Source organism: Commensalibacter nepenthis, from assembly GCF_029953305.1.
Lineage (GTDB): Bacteria > Pseudomonadota > Alphaproteobacteria > Acetobacterales > Acetobacteraceae > Commensalibacter > Commensalibacter nepenthis.
Genome location: NZ_JASBAN010000001.1, coordinates 1,273,455 through 1,291,477, shown reverse-complemented (window position 1 = coordinate 1,291,477; position 18,023 = coordinate 1,273,455). Strand labels below are relative to the sequence as shown.

General features: G+C 37.5%; 17 protein-coding genes. 11 read left to right on the top strand and 6 right to left on the bottom strand.

Annotation, left to right across the window (positions count from 1 at the left end):
• Positions 1–26: 26 nt before the first annotated feature.
• Entirely contained in the window at positions 27–176 is a 150-nt protein-coding gene (locus tag QJV33_RS05970) for a DUF1971 domain-containing protein (RefSeq protein WP_281462459.1), read from the bottom strand.
• Between the two features lie 554 nt (positions 177–730).
• Here QJV33_RS05970 and QJV33_RS05965 point away from each other — a divergent pair.
• The 6 genes from QJV33_RS05965 to QJV33_RS05940 all read left to right on the top strand — a co-directional run bounded on the left by QJV33_RS05965 (position 731) and on the right by QJV33_RS05940 (position 7,007).
• Entirely contained in the window at positions 731–1,774 is a 1,044-nt protein-coding gene (locus QJV33_RS05965; protein WP_281462458.1) for an NAD(P)-dependent alcohol dehydrogenase, read from the top strand.
• Between the two features lie 102 nt (positions 1,775–1,876).
• A complete protein-coding gene (locus QJV33_RS05960) occupies positions 1,877–3,163 on the top strand; it encodes an MFS transporter (protein WP_281462457.1) in 1,287 nt (428 codons plus the stop codon).
• Between the two features lie 174 nt (positions 3,164–3,337).
• Positions 3,338–4,132: a universal stress protein gene (locus QJV33_RS05955; RefSeq protein ID WP_281462456.1), complete on the top strand. Its 795-nt coding sequence runs from the start codon at positions 3,338–3,340 to the stop codon at positions 4,130–4,132.
• A 152-nt stretch (positions 4,133–4,284) separates the two neighbouring features.
• The gene (locus tag QJV33_RS05950; RefSeq protein WP_346771136.1) at positions 4,285–4,590 is read left to right on the top strand and encodes a hydroxyethylthiazole kinase; all 306 of its coding nucleotides are present in this window, start codon (positions 4,285–4,287) and stop codon (positions 4,588–4,590) included.
• A gap of 25 nt (positions 4,591–4,615) precedes the next feature.
• Entirely contained in the window at positions 4,616–5,995 is a 1,380-nt protein-coding gene (locus QJV33_RS05945) for an MBOAT family O-acyltransferase (RefSeq protein ID WP_281462455.1), read from the top strand.
• The gene (locus QJV33_RS05940) at positions 5,970–7,007 is read left to right on the top strand and encodes a hypothetical protein (RefSeq protein ID WP_281462454.1); all 1,038 of its coding nucleotides are present in this window, start codon (positions 5,970–5,972) and stop codon (positions 7,005–7,007) included. Before QJV33_RS05945 ends, QJV33_RS05940 begins: the two co-directional genes overlap by 26 nt.
• Before the next feature lie 167 nt (positions 7,008–7,174).
• On the opposite strand, the gene tldD is transcribed toward QJV33_RS05940, so the two are convergent.
• Positions 7,175–8,626, bottom strand: coding sequence for a metalloprotease TldD (tldD, locus tag QJV33_RS05935; protein ID WP_281462453.1), 1,452 nt, complete (start codon positions 8,624–8,626; stop codon positions 7,175–7,177).
• A gap of 39 nt (positions 8,627–8,665) precedes the next feature.
• Positions 8,666–9,709 (bottom strand): COX15/CtaA family protein, encoded by a 1,044-nt coding sequence (locus QJV33_RS05930; protein WP_281462452.1) that lies wholly within the window; start codon positions 9,707–9,709, stop codon positions 8,666–8,668.
• Positions 9,710–9,840: 131 nt separating this feature from the next.
• On the opposite strand from QJV33_RS05930, the gene QJV33_RS05925 reads away from it, so the two are divergent.
• From QJV33_RS05925 to QJV33_RS05915, 3 genes are read left to right on the top strand one after another with little or no spacing between them, the layout of a single operon-like run.
• Positions 9,841–10,533: a TVP38/TMEM64 family protein gene (locus tag QJV33_RS05925; protein WP_281462451.1), complete on the top strand. Its 693-nt coding sequence runs from the start codon at positions 9,841–9,843 to the stop codon at positions 10,531–10,533.
• A gap of 47 nt (positions 10,534–10,580) precedes the next feature.
• Complete coding sequence (locus QJV33_RS05920) at positions 10,581–11,192, top strand: glutathione S-transferase family protein (RefSeq protein WP_281462450.1); 612 nt, start codon at positions 10,581–10,583, stop codon at positions 11,190–11,192.
• Between the two features lie 21 nt (positions 11,193–11,213).
• Positions 11,214–12,332: a glycosyltransferase family 61 protein gene (locus QJV33_RS05915; protein ID WP_281462449.1), complete on the top strand. Its 1,119-nt coding sequence runs from the start codon at positions 11,214–11,216 to the stop codon at positions 12,330–12,332.
• 25 nt (positions 12,333–12,357) lie between these two features.
• Here the strand turns inward: QJV33_RS05915 and QJV33_RS05910 are convergent, their stop codons facing one another.
• The gene (locus QJV33_RS05910) at positions 12,358–12,954 is read right to left on the bottom strand and encodes an IMPACT family protein (RefSeq protein ID WP_281462448.1); all 597 of its coding nucleotides are present in this window, start codon (positions 12,952–12,954) and stop codon (positions 12,358–12,360) included.
• A gap of 408 nt (positions 12,955–13,362) precedes the next feature.
• Here QJV33_RS05910 and QJV33_RS05905 point away from each other — a divergent pair, with 408 nt between their 5' ends.
• Together QJV33_RS05905 and QJV33_RS05900 are read left to right on the top strand one after the other, a co-directional pair.
• A complete protein-coding gene (locus QJV33_RS05905) occupies positions 13,363–15,837 on the top strand; it encodes a mechanosensitive ion channel domain-containing protein (protein WP_281462447.1) in 2,475 nt (824 codons plus the stop codon).
• 82 nt (positions 15,838–15,919) lie between these two features.
• Entirely contained in the window at positions 15,920–16,636 is a 717-nt protein-coding gene (locus QJV33_RS05900) for a MarC family protein (RefSeq protein WP_281462446.1), read from the top strand.
• Positions 16,637–16,732: 96 nt separating this feature from the next.
• Here QJV33_RS05900 and QJV33_RS05895 read toward each other — a convergent pair whose 3' ends face one another.
• Positions 16,733–17,284 (bottom strand): uracil-DNA glycosylase family protein, encoded by a 552-nt coding sequence (locus QJV33_RS05895; RefSeq protein ID WP_281462445.1) that lies wholly within the window; start codon positions 17,282–17,284, stop codon positions 16,733–16,735.
• Positions 17,281–17,994, bottom strand: a complete 714-nt coding sequence (locus QJV33_RS05890) for an NAD-dependent deacylase (protein WP_281462444.1) — start codon at positions 17,992–17,994, stop codon at positions 17,281–17,283. Before QJV33_RS05890 ends, QJV33_RS05895 begins: the two co-directional genes overlap by 4 nt.
• Positions 17,995–18,023 lie beyond the last annotated feature (29 nt).

Sequence of the window (18,023 nt, the reverse complement as noted above, 5' to 3'; positions counted from 1 at the left end):
TGTTGCGGTTTAATGAAGAGCGCTTGCTACTCTTTCGAATATTCAACTTGATCGGTAGTTTCTCCATCATCTGACATAAATTCCATCGTTAAATAGCCAGATAAAATTACCAATTTTGCCCATGTTCCCATTTTAGTATTGTGACGATTTTTAAAACCCTCTGGAATCGTTTGCACAGTCTAAACAGAAAGTATTTTATAACAGACTAGATTTTCATCTTGATTACTCATTATTATAACCCATAATAATGATATCACATGATTTTGACCAAAATATGTAAAAGAATAAATTGCTCTTAATTTTCAATATGCTATCATAAAATCAGACAAATATTGAAGTTTTTCAGAAAGATAACTTAATACGTAACATAACAAAGCATAGTTCATTTATTAGGGTTTGACCTTTAATAATTTTATAGGAGGCAAAATGCATATTCTTAAGCTTATAAACTGGTTCAAAGCTTTTGTCATCAGTGCAACCATTATTCTAATAAAACCTATGCTTGATGATACAGAATTCCTTATTAACCTCTTAATGACTTGGGAATAATCAAACGCTTCCTTATGGTAGGCAAAGCGTTTTTCTGGCAAATACCAAATCAAATAAATTAACGAATAACTCAGCTATCTAATCTTTCTTTTATTGAAATCACTTTTTTGTGATTGTTAAAGGGATGAGGTTGGTGCTATCGCTATAACACTGTTTTTTCTCGTCTTTTAGGAGGTTTTTTATGGCAAAAGCTCTTGTTTTAGAAAGCAAAGGTAAGCTGAGCATTCGTGACATTGATTTACCCAGTCATGTCGGGGCAAACGATGTCAAAATCAAAATCCATAATGTTGGTGTCTGTGGCAGTGACGTCCATTATTACACACATGGAAAAATTGGACCTTTTGTTGTTAATGAACCGATGGTTCTTGGGCATGAAGCTTCTGGCACAGTGATCGAAGTCGGTAAAGACGTTACCAATCTCAAAGTTGGTGATCGTGTTTGTATGGAACCTGGTATTCCAAACCTACACTCCAAAGCAACACAACTGGGAATTTATAATGTTGATCCTGATGTGCGTTTCTGGGCGACCCCTCCTATTCATGGATGTTTAACGGAAACTGTTGTTCATCCTGCTGCTTATACATTTAAATTACCAGATAATGTTTCATTTGCCGAAGGTGCTTTTGTCGAACCTTTTGCAACTGGCGTACATGCTTGTGTCAAAGCACAAATCAAGCCAGGAGATGTTTGTTTAGTTGCTGGATGTGGTCCTATTGGTATTTTAACCGCATTAGCTGCATTAGCTTCAGGTGCAAGTAAAGTCTTTATTTCCGATGTTGCGGCACCAAAATTGGCAATCGCAGGTCAATATGAAGGATTAATCCCTGTTAATATTACCAAAGAATCCTTGGTTGATAAGGTTAAAGCTGAATGTGGCAAAGATTGGGGCGTCGATGTAGCATTGGAAGCATCTGGACATCCTTCTTCTTACGATCCGTTGCTTGCTTGTGTCAGACCTGGTGGAACCATTGTATTTGTGGGAATGCCTGTTGACAAAGTTCCATTTGACTTGGTTACAGCACAAAGTAAAGAATTACGTATGGAAACAGTCTTCCGCTATGCAAATGTATATGATCGTGCCGTTAGCTTAATTGCGTCTGGAAAAGTTAATTTAAAACCGTTGATTTCTGGCGTTTATCCATTTGAAAAAGCAATTGAAGCATTTGAACGTGCAGCATCTGCAAAACCTGATGATGTAAAGCTACAAATCCAACTGGTTGAATAAATCATTTTACTTTTTTGACTATTAAAAGCCCGTCATAATAATGATGATTATGACGGGCTTTTTTCCCCTTAATTATTATTTCTCTTTTTGTGGATATGACAAATGAGTAACTCCCAAGCAAAATCGCGTATGGTAATTGGCATGCCCGTTTCCCTTTTTTGGGGATATATTGCTGTTGCCCTTTTTATGGCTGGTGATGGCTTTGAACAGAGCTTTTTGGCTCATTATATTCATCATAATTTAGGTATAGCCGAGGATAAAGGCAGTTTAATTTTCTCCATTTACGGATTGACTGCTGCGATATCCAGTTGGTTATCAGGGGTTTTTGCTGAAACCTTTGGTGCCAAAAGAATTATGATTATTGGTGTCATCATGTGGATTATTTTGCATGCTGCGTTTATGCAATTTGGGATTGTTCCACATAATTATTACGCAATTTTTGCTTTTTATGGATTAAGAGGATTTGCCTATCCTTTATTCTTTTATGGATTCTTTTATTGGGTAGTCAAGGAAACGCCAGATAATCAACTCGCCTCTGCTGTTGGTTGGATTTGGTCAATGTTTACCATTGGATATGGTATTATCGGCTATTGCATTCCTTATTTCTTTGTCGAAAAAATGGGGGAAGAATTTACCCTGTGGCAAGCATTAATTTGGGCAACTGCTGGTGCCGCAATTACAATATTTCTCTTAAAAACGCCTGCCGAAAGGAAAAGTGAAAAAGAGCAAAAAGTACACGTGTCATTCGGCACCAGAGTAGGCGAAATTTGCAGTGATTTAACCCTTGTTTTTCGTAGCCGAGATCTGGCCATTGCACTGATTATCAGAGCAATTTGTAATTTCTCTCTTTTTGGCGTGCTAACAGTTGTTTTACCGAATTTTATGACCGCTAATGATGGTGGACAGTTTACTTTACATCAATGGCAGTTAATCAGTATTTTTATCTATCCAATTCAACCGTTTACCAATGTCTTGTGGGGTATTATTGGGGATCGTATTGGGTGGTTAAAACAAATGCGCTGGGTTGGATTTGTTGGTTGTGGAACAGCAACCATCTTATTGTATTATATTCCAACCTTATTTCCAGGAAATGTTTACGCTAGTATCGCAGCAATGCTCTTTTTTGCATTAACCATTACCTCCTTTGTTCCAATGGGGGCTATTTTTCCAATGTTAGCCCCCGAAAGAAAAGGAGCTGCTGTTTCTATTCAAAACCTTGGGGGAGGTCTGAGCCAATTCCTTGGGAATGCCTTAGTATCTGTTATTTACTTTATTGGTTTTGGGAATTATGGGGTCTTTATTATTTATGGACTTTTATATTATTTTGCTGCTGTCCTGACTTATTTTATTCGATTAAAACAACCTGGTGTTGATTACAAAATGACTTAATACAACAAGAGCTATTCCAATAAACTGGATAGCTCTTTTTTATAAACTGATGAACCACTATTTATTTTAGCAACACCCAAGTAATTTTATATAATAAACAATGAATATATTTGATTAATTTACGTATTATGGGTAACAATAAATTCTACAATAACGAAGGGTAGGAATATCTTTATGGAAAACACGAAAATCGTTGCTTGTATCGATCAATCAACCTACTCTGCTTACGTAACCGATTATGCTGCTTGGTTTGCAAATACTTTAAACAAACCGCTAGAGTTACTTCATATTGGCGATTGTCCATCCCCAAATGAAACAAATAACATTAATCAAAAAACCCCTCGTCGCCAACTATTAAATACCTATTATAAACGCGCCTTGGAAAATGGTGTAGAACCATCATTATTGGGCATCCATGAAGAATATGGCTATTTTATTGAAAAGATTATTCAATATGAGTCAAAAATTGATTTGTTAGTCATGGGCAGACGAGGTGAACAAACCCAAAAACATCAAGAGGTTATTGGTAAAAGTATTCAACAAATTATGCGTACTCTGCATAAACCGATTTTAACGATTGCTGAAGAGTTTAAGACACCCAAGAATAGTATGTTGGCATTCAGTGGCAGCGAGATTTCTAAACGTCTTGTAAAACATCTAGCACAAGAAAAATACTGTTTATCTATCCCTTTATATTTGATCATGTCGGGCAATCAAACCGACGAACGCCAAGAGGAATTGGATTGGGCGCATCATACCTTGGCAGATGCTGGATATAAGGTCATTTCCTCTTTTATTTTAGGGGGCGGAAATATTGAGGATACCGTTATCCGTACTGTGCAGGAACAATGTATCGATATTTTATTTATGGGTGCATTTGAAAATAATTCGCTTTATAATATGGTTTTCGGAAGTAAGACAGTGGATTTACTGAAATTCTTAAATATCCCCATTCTCCATTTACATTAAATGTAGGAATTGGTCGCTTTATATGCGTTATATACGCAGCAAGCGTCCCATCATAGTGGTCAAGGCGTTGATAGTAAAGCCCCGCCTTAACAAGCCTTAGAAGCGGCAAAAAAATTGGCTTTATCTTGTCAAACCATCGTATCAATTAGCGGATAACAGACTATATTACTGATGGTTATCAGGTCATAGAAAATCATAATGGACATATTATGATGACCAAGGTAACAGGATCAGGATGCAGCCCAACCGCCATAACTGCCGCATGTTTAGCCGTAGAAACAAATAATTTAGCAGCATCAGCACATGCTATGGCTTTAATTGGTATAGCCGGAGATATTGCAACGCAACATGCCAAAGGTCCAGGAAGTTTGCAAATGGCTTTACTTGATACGCTTTATCTTTTAAATGAAGATCAGATCATCAACCATGCCAACATTCAGCTAAAAGAAGAACTATAGTTTTCAATTCCAATGAAATGAGTCCATGTTATTTAGCACGCAAGAATTTCTAATTCTATTTCTTCCTCTTTTCCTTATTGCTTTTTATAGCTTTGCTCAAGTCAGAATGGCAAGACAGCTGATTATTATCACAGCCTCTTTAATATTTTATGGTATGTGGAATTGGCACTTTGTCCCTTTCTTAATTTTACTGACGTTGATTAATTGGGCAATTGCATGCCAATACAGCAAGAATTTAAATAAAATCTGGCTAACAAGCGGTGTAATTTTGAATCTTGCCATGCTGGGTTTCTTTAAATATGCCAATTTCTTTACTGAGAATATTGATCATTTGTTCGGGATTCATCATACCCCATGGAATATTATCATGCCATTGGGGATTTCATTCTTTGTCTTTCAAAAAATCTCTTACTTGATCGATTTAAGGCGAGGCGATAAACATATTTATAACCTTGTTGATTTTTTTGAATTTGTGACGTTCTTTCCGCAACTTATTTCTGGGCCTATTGTCCGCCATAATGAGATTATCCCTCAATTTGAGAAAAATCCTGTTAATCCTCAATTATGGGAAAATATCAGCAAAGGGCTGTGTTTAATCCTGATCGGCTTGGTTAAAAAAGCAGGCATTGCTGAGAGTATTGCAATGACCTGTAATCCCTTGTTCGATCAAGCCGCACAAGGACATCTTTTAAATATCACCGAAGCATGGGTTGCTGCGATTGCATATAGCTTACAAATCTTTTTTGATTTCTCTGGTTATTCAGATATGGCTATTGGTACTGCGTTGCTATTTGGTTTACAACTTCCTTATAATTTCAATGCCCCATATCAATCTCATAATCTACAAGAATTCTGGCGACGTTGGCATATGACATTATCTCGTTTCCTTAAAGATTATCTTTATATTCCATTAGGTGGCAATCGATGTGGCCCTGTTCGACAAAGTGGCAACTTAATCACCACGATGCTACTGGCAGGATTATGGCATGGTGCTGGATGGAGTTTTATCGCATGGGGAGGAATGCATGGCGTTGGATTAACAATTAATCATGGATGGAAGAAAATTGCACCTTTCGCTTTGCCAAAGCCAATTGCTTGGATCGTTACCTTGTTATTTTTGATATTTAGCTGGGTGTTGTTTCGTGCTGAAAGTTTTTTAACCGCAGCTCATATTTGGCAATCAATGATCGGATTAAATGGCTTTGGAACCTATAGAATCCGTCATAATATCATTTTTTATCTGGCTATCTTATTAGTATTATTTTGCCCTGCCAGCCAAAATTTAATCAATAATTATCTACGTCCTTCGAAATGGATTGCCATTGTTGGAGGCATTGCGGCTGCATTTTTCATTCTTTTGATTGGGGGACGCATTCCTGATGCCTTCATCTACTTCCGTTTCTAATTCTTGGCGTAAATTTGCTTTTATTTTTCTTGGCATTACTGGTGGCGCAACATTGTTAGTTTGGTTGTTTATCATCATTGTCGATCCATGGGGAATGCTGCCATTGTCTCCTCCATTTCATCGTATTCCTATTTCCACCAATGCACGCTACAGCTTCCCCGCATTAGCCATCGATACCAAATTTGATTCGGCTATTCTTGGCACCTCTACCAGCCGTCCTTTACAACCTGCGATCCTTAACCCAGCTTTTAACGCGCACTTTGTCAATTTGTCGATGAATGCTTCTACACCTTGGGAACAAGAAAAGATGCTCAATCTTTTCTTTAAACATCATCCCAATCCAAAAGTCATGATTTTTAATACCGATAATATATGGTGCTTTGAAGACCCACAGCATTCTGCAAGACCAATGCCTTTATGGATGTACGAAGGATCTGTATGGATTGGATATTTAAAAATGGCGAACCAATATGCACTGCAAGAGGCAGTCAATCAATTTGCATGGTTAATCGGGTTAAAAAAACAGCGTTATGGGTCTGATGGCTATACGCCTTTGCTACCAATATCCTCTGTCTATGATCCTAGCAAAGTCAACAAAACTTTTGCAGAGTGGACCCAAGAAGATAACTCATCACCCAATGGTCGTATCCCCGTTCATCCTGCCCTGCCTAGATTAAAGCGAATGATCGATAAGCTGCCCAAAGAGACTATTAAAATTATTATTATTCCACCGTTTTCTGCTGAATTTTATGGTAAAGAGGGTGGGTGGACAGATACAAGTTGGAAGTCATGCAAGGCGTATATTGCCTCTGTTGCACGAACTGCACCGAACAGCACAGTCATTGATTTTGCAATTCCAAACCATTTTACCCAACAAAGGACAAGCTTTTGGGATCCTATTCATTATCGTCCCTTTGCTGCAAGAATGGTAATGGATGGAATTATACAAGCCGTTTTACATTATCAAGAATTACCTAATAATGAAAATAAAATACTAGACTATACACATTAATATGTGGAAATTATCTGCTGTGTGAACAATAATGTCAACTATTGAAGTAAAGCACACGAAAGAATAACTGACTATTCGAGAGTGACGAAAAGTTAAGCATTTATAAAACCCATCATCACTCTATTTTTCACATCGACAATATTATTATGATTATGAATTGACAATTATTAAAGGTCAGTTCCTCCAACGGTCAATCCTGACATCTTAAGCGCTGGTTGTCCAACGCCAACGGGAACCCCTTGTCCTGCTTTGCCACAAGTACCAACGCCTCTATCAAGCTCCATTTTATTACCAATCATGGTAATTTTTGTTAATGCATCAGGACCATTGCCAATCAAGGTTGCCCCTTTAACAGGATGCGTTACTTGACCATTTTCGATCAGATAGGCTTCAGAGGTAGAAAAAACAAATTTACCAGAGGTAATATCCACTTGCCCACCGCCAAAATTAACCGCGTAAATGCCACGTTTAGTATTGGCAATCATATCGTCAAGGGAATCTTGACCTTCCATCATGAAGGTGTTGGTCATACGAGGAATAGGCGTATACGCAAAAGATTGTCTGCGTCCATTTCCTGTGGATTGTTTCCCCATTAACCGTGCATTGAGACGATCATAAATAAATCCTGTTAAAATTCCATCTTCAATTAAAGTCGTACGTTGTGTTGGGGTTCCTTCATCATCGATGCTCAGGCTGCCACGACGACTAGCAATCGTACCATCATCCACGACAGTTACACCAGGGGCAGCAATGCGTTGCCCCATCAAGCCCGCAAAAGCAGAGGTGCCTTTACGGTTGAAATCACCTTCAAGCCCATGTCCAATCGCTTCATGTAATAAAATTCCAGGCCAGCCAGCTCCTAAAACAACATCCATTTCCCCAGCAGGGGCAGGTTTGCTTTTTTGATTGACTAAAGACTGACGCAAAGCCTCGTCTACAGCTGATTTCCAAAGGGATTCCTGGGTAATTTCATCATATCCATAACGACCACCACATCCATAAGAGCCAATTTCTCTGCGTCCATCTTCTTCGGTAATGATCGATACATTCAGACGAACAAGCGGACGAATATCGGCTGTTCTAAAATGATTAGCGCGAATAATTTGAATCGCTTGCCATTCCCCAGAAATAGACGCACTGACTTGCACTACTCGTTTATCTTTGCCACGAGCATAGGCATCAATTTCATGGAGTAAATGTGCTCTGGCAGAAAAGCTGCCTTGTTGCAAAGGATTTTCTGGATGATATAAACGTTGATTGGTTGCAATGGGATTGTCTGACATAGTGCCACTGCGTCCCATTTTAAGTTGGCTGACAGTTTCACCAGCACGAGTTAATGCCTGATCGTTCAGTTCATTTGAATGTGCAAAGCCTGTTTCTGTATCTAAAACAGAGCGCAAACCGAAACCAGAAGTAATATCGGTTGTGGCTGTGCGAATAGTCCCATCATCAATAGATATCATCTCGCTTTCGCAATATTCTAAGAAAAGCTCTCCATCATCCATACCGTTTAATGTGTTATGAACCGATTTTTCAGTTTTGTTACGATCCAACTGACTGGAGGCAGAATTAAAGAAAAGATCATCTGTCATTGTAAGGGCATTAATGGAATCCGTCATAGGGTATAAGCTTTCCTGATGTAAAATAAGCGTTAGAAATTATAAAGAAATTGCATTTTTAATACGAGTACGATGTAGAGCAATAATTAAAGTTGTCAGTAAAATAACAGCAAATGTTTGATGAATGGTTCCAGCCCATACGGGAACAACCAATAATAATGTAGTGACTCCAAGCACATATTGAATAAGTACAGCCCATCCCATCAGCATCAATGAATCTTTGATATGTTTTGTTAATGGGGCTTTTAATCCTAGGAAAAGGGTAATCAAAATCATAATCGCTGTGATTGTTGCCAAGAGACGATGATTAAATTGAATGGTCGCAACGTTATCGATAAAATTGTTTAGAAAAGGAGAAAGAGAAGCATAATCAGTGGGAATTAAGTGTCCATTCATCAAAGGAAATGTATTGAATGAGTGCCCTGCATGGGTTCCCGCAGTAAAACCACCCGCAATAATTGTGATACAGAGCAAAACAATATCAATCCATAATAAAGTGCGTATTGGTTTAATGGTATTTTTATCCAAGGAAAGGTCTGGTTGAGGAGTTCTGACAGAAAGTCCAGTCCATAAAATTGCGATGTAAAGGGCAATAGCACAAGATAAATGCAGGACTAAGCGAACGGGTTCAACGGCTGTACTATCTGGACGAAAGCCTGAATGAACCATAAACCATCCAATGCCACCTTGCAGACCACCTAGAATAAAAATGACAAAGAGGATGATGGCTAATTTTTTGGTAATTGCGCGTTTAATCATGAAATAGATCAACGGCAACAGAACCACAAACCCGATTAACCGTCCTAAAAAACGATGGCTCCATTCAGCCCAGAAAATTTGTTTAAAGCCATCCAAACCAAAACCATCATTGATAATTTTATATTGTGGAATAGTTTTATAGAGCTCAAACTCTCTGACCCATTCTGCATGATTTAACGGGGGAATCATCCCTGTAATGGGCTTCCAATCCATAATAGATAAACCCGAGCCTGTCAGGCGTGTATATCCACCAAGAGCAATCATGCACAAGAGCATGAAACAAATAAAAAATAACCAGTTTGAGATAGATTTATTATATTGCATGGCTAGAGAATTATTTTCATAAGGGTTATAAGGTTGTATTTTATAAGAAAAAACATATTCTAGTTTGATTTTTAGTCTTATAAACAGCTTTTAGCAAGTCGCACTTTTAAATAGTGATTAAAAGATAGATTATGAATAATAATGTAAAGTCGTCAAATTTAACTTCTATTTTAAAACAGTTTTACAAACCTTGTTTGATGGTTTTAGGTATTATTCTTGTTGCTTTTTTTGCACGTTATTTTCATGGGCTAGATTTATTTTTAAAAGATCATCGTTTGTTAAAAAGTGGTATTCAAGGACAGATTATATTTTTACTCATTGCGATTTTAATGTGTGCTGTTGGTTTTCCCAGGCAAGTTGTTTGTTTAACAGCAGGTGTTGTGTACGGGTTTTGGTTGGGATTTTTATATGCAACAATAGCAACGATTGTTGGTGCAGTAATTACTTATAGTTGGGCATTGTGGTTGGGTAAAGATTGGGGTGCAAAATATTTGGCACATTCTAAGTTAAAGAAAATCAGTCATTTTATCAGAAGCAATCCATTTAGTGCCGTATTAATGTGTCGTTTAATGCCAGTGGGATCCTCAGTCGTTTTGAATACAACAGCTGGTGTTGTTGGCGTGGGGTACCTCCCTTTCCTAGCTGCGACCATTTTAGGTAGTATGCCTCAGACGATTGTATTTGTTTTACTAGGTGGTGGGGTTCGTATCGGTCATACCGGGCAAATTATCCTGAGCGCAGTTTTATTTACGCTGTCTGCAGGGCTAGGGATATTTTTGATGAAACGTTCTTTTTCGAAGAAAAATGACTTGTTATCACCTTAATTTCCTTTTTATAGTGGTTAAATAATTTAACAAAAAGGAATATAACCATGAAATTATATACAAAACCAGGCGCATGCTCTACCGCAGATCATATTGCATTATGTTGGTGTGATGCCAAGTTTGTATCTCATAATGTAACCCCTGAATTATTAAAAGATCCTAAATTTTTAGAATTAAATCCAATGGGTCAAATCCCTGTTTTAGTAGACGGGGATTTTGTTATAACCCAAAATGTTGCAATTTTAACCTATATTGCGGAATCTTTTCCGAATGCCAAATTGTTAGGTGATGGCAGTCTACAACAAAAAACAGAGGCTTTACGTTGGTTATCTTTTGTAAATTCTGATGTTCACCCCAAATTTACATTGATTTTTGGTGGCACAAAATATAGTTCCGATCCTGCTGTGATTGAGGCATTATCAAAAGGTGCTCGTACAATTTTGCACAAGCTATTTGAACAAGCTAACGAACAGTTAAATGGTAAAGAATGGATTGCGGGCTTCCGTAGTGTTGCAGATCCGTATTTCTTTATGACTTTGACTTGGGCAAAACGTTTGAATATCGATTTGTCTGGTTTTACCAATTTACAAAACTATTTTAATAAAATGCAAAAAGATCAAGGTGTACAAGCAGCATTTAAAGCTGAAGGATTGATTTAATTTTACAATTGGGACAATGATATGATTGAGTATTTGCCTTCTTCTTTTATATTTCGATTGGCACCCCCTGATTTTGATCCAGAGGTAAAAATAATCAGAGCGATCAAAGATAATAAAGAATGGGTCAAACCTGACTTTTCCTCTTCATATCATCGTCTTCAGCAGTTCTCATTAGAGGACGAATGGGATACCACCCCCCCTTATCGACATGTTGCTTATAATTTATTGTTCGAACAAGTTGTTATTAGCTCTGAGAGCGGTCTTATTCGAACGCACGATGGTCGTATGGTCGCAGATACATTCGATCATGCACAATCTTCTTTGGATTTGTTCCAATATACCGATCCACATCATGTCGCCATTCCAAAACCCCAAGAAAAAATTACGGGCTGTTGGCTTTCTTTATTATCTTCCAATCAAGATAATTATTATCATTGTTTGGTGATGAATATAGGGAAACTATTTCAAATTAATCCTTATGAAGCCATAATGATCGATGGCGTATTAATCCCCCATCATTTGACTGATGTTGAGTATAGAGCTGTTAAAGTAGCTTTAAAACTCGTTTTTGGAGATCGAGCCATTGAAATTAAAAAGATTCAATGGGGACAGTCTATAGAAGTTGAAAAAATATTTTTTCCATGGAACGCTGTTGCCGTATTTTTTGGATATACACATTCAGGTGTTATTTCTTTTTTTCGGCAATTAAGCCTTGTATTGGATCCTTTAGAGGTGCCTTTACCCACAAAATTTTATATTGATCGGCGGGCGGCTTCTAATCGTGTATTACAAAATGAAGATGAACTTATCGAAATTTTAGAACAACATGAGTTTGCAATTATTCAATTAGAGTATCTGACTTTTGATGAACAATTACATCTATTCGCCAATGCTGACCATATTATCGGGGCACACGGAGCAGGGTTAGCCAATATGGTTTTTTGTAAACCAGGTACTCAAATCATTGAATTAATGCCACATACGTTAGTACGTTGGTGTTATCGTCAAATTGCGATGGTAGCAGATTTACCTTATCAATGTATCATTACACAGAGCAATTCTGAAAATGAAGGAATTCCCCCAGCATGGGCCTCTCATCAGATTTCTATTCCACATATACTCGACGTTTTAAAGCGTTAAAAGCAACGCAAAATTCTGTGTATTATCAACATTCCACAATAACAGCCTGCCCCCGTGTAATATCCAACACACGTTCATATAGTGCTATATAAGCATCTTCAGGAACAGTGATTTTCATTTCCACCTCTGCCCCAAACGCTTCATTGATAATTTGGGCATCGTATTCAGCCATACGCGCTTTTAGCAATTCATAATCTGAAAAAGAACATAAAATACTTGCTGTTTTTTGCGGAATATATTCTATACGGGGTGCTTGGCGCAAACACTCTGCTGCAGTACCGCTATAGGCTCGGATTAATCCTCCCGCGCCAAGTTTAATCCCACCAAACCATCGAATAACCAAAATCAACAGCTGATCGAAATTTTGCTTCTCAATAACTTGCAAAATGGGGCGCCCAGCGGTTCCTGACGGCTCACCGTCATCGTCGCTGCGATAGTTCTGTCCAATTCGATATGCCCAGCAATTATGAGTTGCCTCTGGCACGCTGATTTTTTGCAACCATTCCTGTGCTTGTTCTTCTGATGCCACTGGGATCGCATATGCAAGGAAAATACTTTTCTTGATTTCCTTCTCATATTGATATGACTCAACTAATCGATAAATAGTATCAGCAGTATTCATATATTACCCATTACCTAAATTACGGTTTTGTCGCAAAGTTTAATCTTTATAAAATTTTAAGTTTTTACTAGCATTAGCTATTATAAAATATCTATATAATTCAATAAATTAAAAAATCCTATTTTGAAGAAATAATATTAAAAACCCCTATAATTAAAACTTTGCGACAAGACCATTTTAAGACTTATTGAAGGTATGGCAATATTTGAGTTACTTTGGGTTAAATTTGGTAATTTGGAATATTAACGAATGCCTATTTACAAAAATATCACAAGAAAACTTGATTTTTTATCCAGATAAACTATGGTTTTTTATAAGAAAGATTATAAAATTCCCTGATAAAAACATTTCTTTTTATAATACTTAACATAAATATCTTTTTTTCTTTTCTTATCAGAAAGCATATTCATGAGACTCATTATACGTTCTTTTTTTATATTATTATTGACGCTGGGGGTAAGTACTAACAGTGCAAACTTAGCCCTTGCTCAACAAACTACCACAACCACGACAACGAGTAGTTCCTCTACCCCTTCTGTTTTTGTGAATCTTCCTGATACGACAACACAACCACAACTTGATTCAATGACAAAGCAATTAAAATCAATCAGCAAATCCTTACAATCGATGGGGAAATCTGAGGATCGAAATGCTTTTAAAAATTTATTAAGTCAAGTTCAAGACATCTCAATAACTGCAACCGATCTTATTAAGGTTTTACAACCTCGACTAGCAGGATACACAAATGCCTTAAAAGTATTGGAGACAACCAAAGACACCACAACGACCAAGGCTGATGAAAACAAAACCACCACTGATCCCAGCAATGCAACGGTCGATGATTACCAACAATCTTTGGCGAAAAACCGTCGCGATTTACAATTGAAAATTCAACAAGCAACCATCATTCAGCTTGAAGCCAATAGTCAGATTGCACGAATTCAACAAGCCCTTGATAACATTCAGCAAGTGCAAATGTTTACCCACCTTCCCTCTCCTTTAAGTGGGGATTTTTGGGTGCAGATAAACTTATATCATAAATCTGATCAAGCACGACTAACTAAAATCTATACCGATTTCAGTAATTTATTTTCACAAACATGGAATAATGATTCATTTAGCCGTGTACAGATGTTAGGGGGAATCCTTGTTGCGTTATTAATCATATTCTTCGCTCGCCCTTTTATCGAAAAAATTATTACCAAAATTGTTGAAAGGACTGTACCCCCTACGCGTCTAAGACGTAGCTTAATGACACTTTGTGCTGCAATTTTATCCTCTATTACTGCTGGGGTGTCCGCAACGGTTATTTTTGCGTCTTTGGGATATCAAGATAATATTAACCATTCTGCCTATGAGTTTTCACAACATATTATCCATCAACTTTATTTTTGTGGATTTATTTTAGGGTTATATCGTGGATTTCTGGCTGTAAAAAGCCCACAATGGCGATTATTACCGATTGGCGATAAAACAGCTCAAGCCGTTAATATATTACCCATCATTTATGCTTTGATGGTTTTTTTACTAGGTGTCGTAAAGTATATTAATTCTACAAGCGGTGTCAGCATCTTTGCACAACAATTATGTAACGGGTTTTTTACCATTCTGGCTGCTTTTTTATTTTTATCCATTCCCATTAAATTGCGACAAATAGGCAGCGAAAGATTATCCTCTGGAACAAATAACGGTCCAGGTCTTGGTTTCTTCTTTATCGCCATTGGATTACCTATTTTCTGTATAATATCTATTATTACTGTTTTAACAGGATATATCCATCTTGGTTATTCAATGTCCGTTTGGTTAAACTGGGTCATTCTCGTTTTTAGTACTTTGAGCTTACTTAAAATCCTCTTAATTGACATAACCAACTTATTCTTCGATCCAGATAGATGGGTGGGGCAAAAAATTCGCTTATTAGGCATTAAGCCTCAACGTATGGAGCAACTTGCCACCGTTATTACCGGAGCCATCACCGTTTTAACTGTATTATTAATTATTGCCTCTTTCCTATCACCAGGAAATTTTGATCTCGTAATATTTGCTCAACATTTATCTCTGATTTTACAAACTCAAAAAATCGGAAATATTTCGATTTCTTTTGCTTCTATTACCCAAGCATTTATCATCTTTATTGTCAGCATTTACTGTATTGGTATTATTCGAAATTGGCTTAATGAGAAATTATTTCCAAAAACAACATTGGATCATGCAACACGCAACTCCATCGACACGATCTTTAATTATTGTTGCTGGATTATTGTTGCAGTCATTATTTTATCCACACTTGGGGTCACAACACAGAATATCACTTGGATCGTCAGCGCATTGTCTGTTGGTATTGGTTTTGGTTTACAAGCAATTGTTCAGAATTTTGTCTCGGGTCTCATTCTCTTAACCGAGCGTCCCGTTCGCCTTGGCGATACTGTGACCGTTGGTGGAGTCAAAGGCACGGTTAAAAGTATTAAAGTACGTGCAACTGAAATACAACTCAGTGATTTTTCAACCCTTATCGTACCAAATTCTCAACTTATCACTTCATCAGTTCAAAACTCTACCCGCAGCCGTCACATGGGATTAATTTCAATCAAACTCCCTGTCATTACACCCAAGCAACTGGAAATCGCCAAAAATCTTATTTTAGAGATTATGAATAATCATCCCGAGGTCGTTGAAACACCCAAACCCAGTGTTTTAGTTGACAGTATTACAGAAATTGCTCTGGTTATTTCAATTACCTGTTATGTCAATCCAACCAGCAGTGTAGATGCGGTTAAAAGCGATATTTTATCGCAATATCTAAATGAAATCAGCAAAATTGCCACAACACCAAGATTGGAGAAATCAGAACCAGAAGAATCCCTTGCATCTGAACAAGAGTAATCTATAAGAGAAAATATTCAAAAACAACATGGAAAGATATACTCAGATCCTATCTTTCCATTTATGATATCAAAGTAAAATTATGCATCTTACTGAATCCCTCCCTTTACTCCATACTTTTACAAGCGTTTCTGGCAGTTTTTTATTTGCATTCTTTGCATTAATTCCAATTGCGGATCCGCTTGGTTCTTGCCTCATTTTTTATCAAGTTACCGAAGAGCGAGGGGATGCAGAACGTCAGCTTTTAGCAAAAAAAATTGCCATCTATGCCTTTTTCATACTAGCATTTTCTGTGTTTATTGGTGAATTTGCACTGCGTTTTTTTGGGATCAGTCTTCATGCGGTTCGTATTGCTGGTGGATTGGTTATTGCCGTTAGAGCATGGTCTTTGCTCAACGCACCAGAACAAAACGCAGATCGTAAACAAAAAGAAGCTGAACAAGGTGGGCGAACGATGGCGTTACCTAATGGACTTGATGCAGCATTCTTTCCTCTGACCATGCCTTTTACAATTGGACCAGGCTGTATCGCTGTTGCAATTTCATTAAGCTCTTACAGACCTGCTGAAAATATTACCAAAATATTTAACTTTTATGGTGGATTGCTTGTAGCAATTGTCAGCGTATGCCTTATCATTCTATTAGCATATACATTTTGCGATAAAATTATGAAAGTTCTCGGAAAATCCAGAGCACGCATTTTATCCCGCTTGGCTGCACTTGTTTTATTATGTATTGGCGTGCAAATTGTCGGCACGGGGATACAAGGCTTCTTGATACCTATTTTCCATCAGACCTAAATCCTAATATGATTATCTTATACAATATCGTTTTTAAACTATTGGATAAGATAATCACTTACTTTAATATCTGTTTCACTTTTTACCTCAACTCATTCAATATCTCATCTTCAAAAATATGGGTTCTTTTTTTCCAAGCCAAAGTCCGCCACGAGGAATGAGGCAAACGAAAAAATTAGGTAAATAATCCTTATAATTTTTTACACGATTCGTCACCCTGCCTTTACCTAACACATAATTTTGAGCATACGAGCCGACCAATAACATCATTTGTAATTCTGATAATTGTTGCAATATCTTATTCCACCACCGAGGAGCACACTCTTTTCGTGGTGGTAGATCACCGCCATGCTTTAACTTTCCAAGGTAACAAAACCCCATCGGAACAATCGCAATCAAAGATGGATTGTAAAATATTTCCCGATCAATTTGTAACCACTCCCTCAACCGATCTCCAGAAGAATTATTAAAGGTTATTCTAGTTTCATGCGCCAGCGTTCCTGGGGCTTGACCTGTGATTAACAAACGCGCCTTGGAAGAACCAACTTGTAAAATAGGTTTAGGGTCAAAGGGTAACCTTTCACAAAAATGACAAATCTCTACCTCTTGCAATAGTTTTTCTAATACTTGTATCGATCCCCTTTTCAAATTTCTCCTTTTAATAGCTTCTCTACAAATTGCGGAACCAATTGAGTGGCTGGTCCCAAAAAACTCTCGTTAAAAAGAGACGTTCCTGCTGAAATTTCTAAATTCAACTCTATTGTTTTCGCATGTGCAGACGAAGCCATTTGCACAAATCCAGCCGCTGGATATACAACTCCAGAAGTTCCAATCGATACAAATATATCGCACGATAACAAGGCTGTTTGAATTTTATCCATATCGTACGGCATCTCACCAAACCACACAATATCAGGGCGTAATTTATTCTGACCACAAGAAGGGCAAGGCGTATCTATGAAACAGGCTTGATGCCACTCCAATTTGGCATCACATCCGCAACACCATAATTGATACAGATCCCCATGCATATGAATTGGATGTTTGCTGCCTGCTCTTTCATGCAAATCGTCAATATTTTGTGTAATCAATGTTAATTGTGCTTCGATTTGTTTCCGCTCAATGGCATTTCCCAGTTCAGCCAATGCAATATGTGCTGCATTTGGGTGTACGTTGGGCAAATCTTGTCGTAATTTATTATAAAACTCATGAAGCTTTTGTGGATTCCTTCGAAACCCTTCTGGTGTACAGACATCTTCCATATTATATTTTGCCCAGATTCCATTCGCATCTCGAAAAGTATCTAGACCAGATTCCTTGCTGACCCCTGCGCCAGTTAAAACCACAATCTTTTTCATTATTCATCCTTCGAAAATATTAAATAAAT

Bases quoted from the DNA above. Each gene is read 5' to 3' on its own strand.
- QJV33_RS05940 (WP_281462454.1), top strand. From the start codon at position 5,970: ATGCCTTCATCTACTTCCGTTTCTAATTCTTGGCGTAAATTTGCTTTT.
- QJV33_RS05915 (WP_281462449.1), top strand. From the start codon at position 11,214: ATGATTGAGTATTTGCCTTCTTCTTTTATATTTCGATTGGCACCCCCT.
- QJV33_RS05890 (WP_281462444.1), bottom strand. From the start codon at position 17,994: ATGAAAAAGATTGTGGTTTTAACTGGCGCAGGGGTCAGCAAGGAATCT.
- QJV33_RS05945 (WP_281462455.1), top strand. From the start codon at position 4,616: ATGTTATTTAGCACGCAAGAATTTCTAATTCTATTTCTTCCTCTTTTC.
- tldD (WP_281462453.1), bottom strand. From the start codon at position 8,626: ATGACGGATTCCATTAATGCCCTTACAATGACAGATGATCTTTTCTTT.
- QJV33_RS05930 (WP_281462452.1), bottom strand. From the start codon at position 9,709: ATGCAATATAATAAATCTATCTCAAACTGGTTATTTTTTATTTGTTTC.
- QJV33_RS05920 (WP_281462450.1), top strand. From the start codon at position 10,581: ATGAAATTATATACAAAACCAGGCGCATGCTCTACCGCAGATCATATT.
- QJV33_RS05910 (WP_281462448.1), bottom strand. From the start codon at position 12,954: ATGAATACTGCTGATACTATTTATCGATTAGTTGAGTCATATCAATAT.
- QJV33_RS05955 (WP_281462456.1), top strand. From the start codon at position 3,338: ATGGAAAACACGAAAATCGTTGCTTGTATCGATCAATCAACCTACTCT.
- QJV33_RS05905 (WP_281462447.1), top strand. From the start codon at position 13,363: ATGAGACTCATTATACGTTCTTTTTTTATATTATTATTGACGCTGGGG.
- QJV33_RS05960 (WP_281462457.1), top strand. From the start codon at position 1,877: ATGAGTAACTCCCAAGCAAAATCGCGTATGGTAATTGGCATGCCCGTT.
- QJV33_RS05965 (WP_281462458.1), top strand. From the start codon at position 731: ATGGCAAAAGCTCTTGTTTTAGAAAGCAAAGGTAAGCTGAGCATTCGT.
- QJV33_RS05925 (WP_281462451.1), top strand. From the start codon at position 9,841: ATGAATAATAATGTAAAGTCGTCAAATTTAACTTCTATTTTAAAACAG.
- QJV33_RS05900 (WP_281462446.1), top strand. From the start codon at position 15,920: ATGCATCTTACTGAATCCCTCCCTTTACTCCATACTTTTACAAGCGTT.